Annotated in this window: 6 protein-coding genes; 5 read left to right on the top strand and 1 reads right to left on the bottom strand. The window is 44.4% G+C overall.

Annotated elements, in window-relative coordinates:
• The first annotated feature begins 181 nt into the window (after positions 1-181).
• From RDS42_RS10700 to RDS42_RS10710, 3 genes are read left to right on the top strand one after another with little or no spacing between them, the layout of a single operon-like run.
• On the top strand, positions 182-1,186 hold the full coding sequence (locus RDS42_RS10700) for an ABC transporter substrate-binding protein (protein WP_308783664.1): 1,005 nt from the start codon (positions 182-184) through the stop codon (positions 1,184-1,186).
• 22 nt (positions 1,187-1,208) lie between these two features.
• A complete protein-coding gene (locus tag RDS42_RS10705) occupies positions 1,209-2,090 on the top strand; it encodes an ABC transporter permease (RefSeq protein ID WP_308783665.1) in 882 nt (293 codons plus the stop codon).
• Positions 2,083-2,856, top strand: a complete 774-nt coding sequence (locus tag RDS42_RS10710; protein WP_308783666.1) for an ATP-binding cassette domain-containing protein — start codon at positions 2,083-2,085, stop codon at positions 2,854-2,856. The genes RDS42_RS10705 and RDS42_RS10710 overlap by 8 nt, the downstream gene beginning before the upstream one ends.
• A gap of 90 nt (positions 2,857-2,946) precedes the next feature.
• Here the strand turns inward: RDS42_RS10710 and RDS42_RS10715 are convergent, their stop codons facing one another.
• A complete protein-coding gene (locus RDS42_RS10715; protein WP_308783667.1) occupies positions 2,947-4,188 on the bottom strand; it encodes a nucleotidyltransferase in 1,242 nt (413 codons plus the stop codon).
• Positions 4,189-4,452: 264 nt separating this feature from the next.
• Between RDS42_RS10715 and pta the strand changes: the two genes are divergently transcribed.
• Both pta and RDS42_RS10725 read left to right on the top strand, forming a co-directional pair.
• The gene (gene pta / locus RDS42_RS10720; RefSeq protein ID WP_156353120.1) at positions 4,453-5,460 is read left to right on the top strand and encodes a phosphate acetyltransferase; all 1,008 of its coding nucleotides are present in this window, start codon (positions 4,453-4,455) and stop codon (positions 5,458-5,460) included.
• 41 nt (positions 5,461-5,501) lie between these two features.
• A complete protein-coding gene (locus RDS42_RS10725) occupies positions 5,502-6,689 on the top strand; it encodes an acetate/propionate family kinase (RefSeq protein ID WP_177276193.1) in 1,188 nt (395 codons plus the stop codon).
• Positions 6,690-6,763 lie beyond the last annotated feature (74 nt).

Here is a 6,763-nt window from a genome sequence, read left to right on the forward strand (position 1 = left end):
TAACAGACCCTTATAGGGTCAAAGCAAACCACCGGCTAAGCCGGTGGTCGTGATTTATTTATCATTATCAGGAAAAAATCCTGGACATGGTATCACAGCTTTCTTTCTCACAGACAGATGCCGGGAATTGGCGTATATTTCCGGTAAAGCAAAATCAAAAGTAGAGAGAGGAGACAACACAATGAAAACAAAAACAACAGCAAAGGTATTAGGAGCAGCATTACTGACCATGGCACTTGCAGGAACCACAACGGTTTATGCGGAGGAGCAGTACACCATAGGAATTGAACAGTTTGCAGAGCACGGATCTCTGGACAACTGCAGAGAGGGATTTCTGGAGGGCCTGAAAGAAGAAGGAATAGAGGAAGGAAAGAATCTTACCGTAGATTATAAAAATGCAGCTGCAGATATGGGAACCTGCGGGCAGATTTCTGATAAATTTGCATCTGATAAAGTTGATCTTATGGTAGGAATTGCCACACCAAGCGCCCAGAGCCTTTACAATGCAGCTTTGGATGCAGGAATCCCGGTGATTTATACAGCAGTGACGGATCCGGCGGCGGCAGAGCTTGCGGATAAAGATGGAAATCCGGTAGGAGAGATCACAGGAACCAGTGATAAGCTTCCGGTAAAACAGCAGCTGGAGATGATCCGTCAGATGCTTCCGGAAGCAGAGAGCATTGGCATCATGTATACTACAAGTGAAGCGAATTCCGAATCTGCGGTCAAAGAATACGAAGCTCTTGCAGGCGACTACAATTTTAAAATTGAAACAGCCGGAATTACCACTACGGCAGACATTCCGCTGGCAGCGCAGACTCTGCTGGAAAAAGTAGACTGCATGACCAATCTGACAGACAACACGGTAGTTTCTTCTCTTCCGACGATTCTGGAAATGGCAAATGAAGCGGGAATTCCGGTATTCGGAAGTGAGATTGAGCAGGTGAAGCTGGGATGTCTGGCCGCAGAGGGACTGGATTATGTGGAACTTGGCAGACAGACAGGAAAAATGGCAGCTCAGGTACTCAAGGGTGAGAAAAAAGCTTCGGAACTTCCTTTTGAGACAATTGAGGAAGCAGCCCTTTATGTAAACACAGCGGCAGCAGAAAATCTGGGAATTGAAATTCCGGAAGAAATGACATCTGGTGCGGCAGAAGTGTTTGAAGAGATTTCAGAAGCGAAATAAAAAGTATGGAGGTTGACTGGTGATGGACTTTTTGATCACGATTATAGAGCAGGGACTGATCTACGGTATTCTTGCCCTGGGTGTGTATATTACATATAAAATACTGGATTTTCCGGATCTGACTACAGACGGAAGTTTTCCGTTAGGGGCGGCGGTAACGGCCGCTCTCATTACCCGGGGAGTAAATCCTTATCTGACTCTTCCTATAGCATTTGCGGCAGGAGCGCTGGCAGGCGTCTGTACAGGACTGATCCATGTGAAAGGGCGTGTCAGAGATCTTTTGTCCGGCATTATTATGATGACAGCTCTTTGGACTATCAACCTCCGGATTGCAGGAACCTCTAATGTTCCGCTGTTTTCCAAGGAGACGATTTTTAAAAACAGTTTTCTTGAAAAGCTTCTTCCTGAGGCGGTACAGCCTTATGGAACGCTGATTGTGATCGTAATCCTGGCCGCGGTTACGAAGCTGATTCTTGACTTTTATATGAAAAGTAAATCAGGTTTCCTTCTGCGGGCGGCAGGAGATAATGAAAAACTGGTAACTGCTCTTGCCAGGGATCAGGGAAATGTAAAAATTCTTGGACTTGCTATTGCAAATGGACTTGTGGCTTTGTCCGGCTGTATTTTCTGTCAGGAAGAAAGAGTGTTTGAAATTTCCATGGGAACAGGAGCAGTGGTGATCGGACTTGCAAGCGTGATCATCGGAACCAGTCTTTTTAGAAATATGACTTTTATGAAGGCAACCACCGCAGTGGTGATCGGTTCTGTTCTCTATAAGGCATGTACGGCAGCAGCCATGAGAAATTTTGAACCTCAGGATATGAAGCTGATTACGGCAGTTCTGTTTCTGATCGTGCTTCTGATCAGCATGGAAAGAAAGAAGAAGGTGAAGATCGATGCTTGAGCTGAAAAACATCTATAAATATTATAATCCGGGGACAGTTAATGAAATGTGCCTGTTTAAAGATTTTAACCTTACGGTAAAGGACGGAGAGTTTCTTTCTGTGGTAGGAAGCAATGGTTCAGGAAAAACTTCTATGCTGAACATTATCTGCGGCAGCATTCCGATAGAATCCGGAAATATCATTTTGGATGGAAAAGACATTACCAATGCAAAAGAATTCCGGCGGAACGAAAAAATCGGCAGAGTGTATCAGAATCCTGCTCTTGGAACCTGTCCGTCAATGACGATTCTGGAAAATATGTCCCTGGCAGATAATAAAGGGAAACGTTTTGGCCTTGGAAGAGGGGTAAACAAACATCGGATCGAATATTACAGAGAACTTCTCCGCCCACTGAATTTAGGCCTGGAGGACAAAATGCACGTAAAGGTAGGGTCTCTTTCTGGCGGTCAGCGTCAGGCTATGGCGCTTCTTATGTCTACCATGACTCCTATTGAATTCCTGATCCTGGACGAGCATACGGCAGCCCTTGATCCAAAGACGGCAGAGATCATCATGGAGCTGACAGATAAGATCGTGAAAGAGAAAAAGCTGACAACGATCATGGTCACCCATAATCTCCGGTATGCGGTGGAATACGGAAACCGGCTTTTGATGATGCATCAGGGAGAAAGTGTCATCGACTGTGCCGGTGAAGATAAGGCTGCCATGAACATTGACGATATTCTGGAGAAGTTTAATGAGATCAGTATAGAGTGTGGAAATTAAAAAAGGTACGGCTGAAAAGTTTTTGGAGCTGCGCACTAATTTTCAGTGCGTCAGCTCCATTTCAGTTTATACATCCTGCTTCGTACGTTACTAATAAGTGAAAATCACAATTTGCTTCTGGTATTCATGCCGGAAGGCCCGTCCTGTTTTATGACATAGAATACTTTCGTATATATTAGATGCCTCGGTATTGGTATCCAGAAGCTTCCGATCCTTTGGCGAAAGCAGCTCTTTTGCATCTGCCATTTTGGTAATCAGAGGAAGAGAACTGTTCTTTTTTATTTCGGAAAGCAGAGGAGCAGAATCCTTTCTGAAGCCAAGAATCCTGCAATAGCCTGCTTCCCTGGGAGTTTCTTTTATATTCAGAAGCAGGTGCAGCAGGGCTCTCTGGATTCTTGTTCTGGTGAGCTCTTTTGTTTTAAGATGTTCTGCAAACTGGGCAAAACCCTGATAATGGTTCAGTTGATTGCGGATACGGTCTGCAAGCTGGGGTGAAAGATCTGCACAGGCAGCAAGTTCTTCTGCAGAAGAAGACAAAAGTTTGTAATGGAGCAGAAGATCAAGATCATCCTCTGTAACATATGCACCCTGAAGAAAAGCCTTTTGAAGAAGCTCAAAAGCAGGTTCCGGAAGCATTTCACCAACAGGGGAAAGATCTTTGGCTTTCTGGAGAAAACTGCGGATGGCAGACGCGGAGGGGAGCTGCCCTTTTGATAAAGTATTTTCGTGGTAGTCGTTTCCTTTTCTTTTCAGGGTAACCGGTTTCATATGTGAATTTAGAGAAAGGATCGCCCGACAGTATTCAATTCCCAGAATATTATTAGGGGAAGAGAGCAGTTCCGGAGAAACTGTCTGATGTGTGCTACCGGGAAGAAGAAGGAGATAGTTGTTTAATGCCTTGCTTCTTGCAGCAGGAAAAGACATGCCTTGTTTCAGGTATGTCTGAAGCAGTGTCTGATACTCTGCCGGTTCCTGGTTTAAAATTCTGGCAGCAAGAAGCATTCCCTCAGTGTTTCCCTCCTCACTTCCAAAACAAAGCTGATCCACTACGCCAAGTCCATTTAAAAGAGAGACGCCTCCATGCGCAAAAAATTCGGCGCTTGCAGAGGAAAACTGGACCGGAAGCTCAAGAACCAGGTCTGCACCGCAGCGCAGGGCCATTTCTGCCCGAATATGTTTGGGCAGCAGTCCGGGAGCGCCTCTCTGTACAAAGTCGCCGCTCATGGCAATGACAATGTAATCGGACTGCAGCGTCTCCTTTATATATTTGATCTGATGCAGATGTCCCATGTGAAAGGGATTGTATTCTGCGATGATGCCGGTAACGTTCATAAGTGTTTTTCCTTTAAGTTTTTTTCTATCATATCATAATTATATCTTTTTGACAGCCGATTATTTTCTGTCTTTTTTGATAAAAAAAGAAAATATGCCAGAATGACAAAATTGCACTTTAAAAAATACTGTACTTTGTCTTTTTATAGGGTGGAAATGCTTGAAATAAAAAATTCCAGGGGTTATAATAAAGATATCTATGAGATGCTTTTTTATGATCTCAGCAGGCCGTTAGGCCAAATAATGAAAGGAGCCATTTTAATCATGGGATTTGTTGAACTGCTCAAAAAAAGAGCGAAAGAAAACATTAAGACAATTGTACTGCCGGAGACAGAGGACATGAGAACTCTTGAGGCAACTGACAAGATTCTGAAAGAGGGTGTTGCCAAGATCGTTCTGATCGGTAACGAAGAGACTATCAAGGCAAAAGCAGCAGAGGGCGGCTTTGATATTTCCGGCGCTACTATCGTTGACCCGGAGACTTCTGACAGAACTCAGGCCTACATCGACAAATTTGTTGAGTTAAGAGCAAAAAAAGGAATGACACCGGAGAAGGCAAAAGAAATCCTTCACACACAGTATCCGTACTACGGTGTTATGATGGTTAAGATGGGCGATGCAGACGGAATGGTATCCGGCGCATGTCACTCCACAGCCGACACACTTCGTCCATGTCTCCAGATCCTGAAGACAAAACCGGGAACCAAACTTGTATCTGCATTCTTCCTGATCGTAGTTCCGAACTGCGAGTATGGTGCAAACGGCGCGTTTGTATTTGCTGACTCCGGTCTGAACCAGAATCCGACTCCGGAAGAGCTTTCTGCTATTGCAGCATCTTCTGCAGAATCTTTCCAGCTTCTGGTACAGGAAGAGCCGATCGTTGCAATGCTTTCCCATTCCACAAAGGGCAGCGCAAAGCATGCAGACGTAGACAAGATGGTAGAAGCTACAAGAATTGCAAAAGAAGAGCATCCGGAATTGAAACTGGACGGAGAATTCCAGCTTGATGCAGCTATCGTTCCTAGTGTAGGCGCTTCCAAAGCTCCGGGCAGCGAGGTTGCAGGAAAAGCAAACGTATTGGTATTCCCGGATCTTGATGCAGGAAACATTGGTTATAAGCTTGCTCAGCGTCTTGCAAAAGCAGAAGCTTACGGACCTGTTACCCAGGGTATTGCGAAACCGGTCAATGACCTTTCCCGTGGCTGCTCTGCAGATGATATTGTTGGTGTTGTTGCTATTACAGCAGTACAGTGCCAGGCAGAGGACAAATAAGAAATATCGAACGGTACATAAAAGAATAGGAGAGTAAAAACATGAATGTATTGGTAATCAATTGCGGAAGTTCTTCATTAAAATATCAGCTTATCAACTCTGATACAGAGGCTGTTCTTGCAAAAGGCCTTTGCGAGAGAATCGGAATCGACGGAAGACTGGTTTACAAAAAAGCCGGCGGAGAAAAAGAAATCACAGAAGCTCCGATGCCTACACATAAAGAGGCAATCCAGATGGTTCTGGACGCTCTTACAAACGAAAAAACAGGCGCAATCCAGAGCCTGAAAGAGGTTGACGCTATCGGACATCGTGTTGTACACGGCGGTGAGAAATTTGCTTCCTCTGCAGTGATCACAGAAGAAATGATCAAAGCTGTAGAAGAGTGCAACGACCTTGCTCCGCTTCACAATCCGGCAAACCTCATCGGTATCCGTGTATGTGCAGAGCTGATGCCGGGCGTACCGCAGGTTGGTGTATTCGATACTGCTTTCCATCAGACAATGCCTGCAAAAGCATATCTCTATGGTCTGCCGTTAGATTATTACAAAAACTACAAAATCAGAAGATATGGTTTCCACGGAACTTCCCACAGCTTTGTTTCCAAACGTGCAGTTGAATTCCTTGGTCTTGACAAAGAGAACTCCAAAGTTATCGTTTGTCACCTTGGAAACGGTTCTTCCATCAGTGCAGTAGTAAACGGCAAATGTATTGATACAACCATGGGTCTCACTCCTCTTGAAGGTTTGATCATGGGAACACGTTCCGGAAGCATTGATCCTGCTATTATGGAATTCATTGCTAAGAAAGAAAATCTGGATATCGCAGGCGTTATGGATGTTCTGAATAAGAAATCCGGTCTTCTTGGAATGTCCGGAATCTCCAGCGATATGCGTGACCTGGAAGATGCTGCCGCAGAAGGAAATGTAGATGCTAAGAATGCAAGAGAAGCTCTTGGATACGGCATCGCAAAATATATTGGTGGTTATGTAGCAGCTATGAACGGTGTAGATGCTATTGTGTTCACAGCAGGTATTGGTGAGAACGATAATCTCGTTCGTGAGGATGCATGCTCTTACCTTGGCTATCTTGGAATTACTATTGATAAAGAAGTAAATAAGGCTCGTGGTGAAGAAGTGGTAATTTCTACACCGGATTCCAAGGTTAAAGTTGCAGTTATTCCGACAAACGAAGAGCTGGCTATCTGCCGTGAAACTGTAGCGTTAGTTTAATGGTTTTGATGTAAATTCTATAAAAGAAGGTTTCCGTTATGGAAGCCTTCTTTTTTTATGCCATATTGATAAAA

This window comes from uncultured Blautia sp. (assembly GCF_902497045.1).
GTDB lineage: Bacteria > Bacillota > Clostridia > Lachnospirales > Lachnospiraceae > Blautia_A.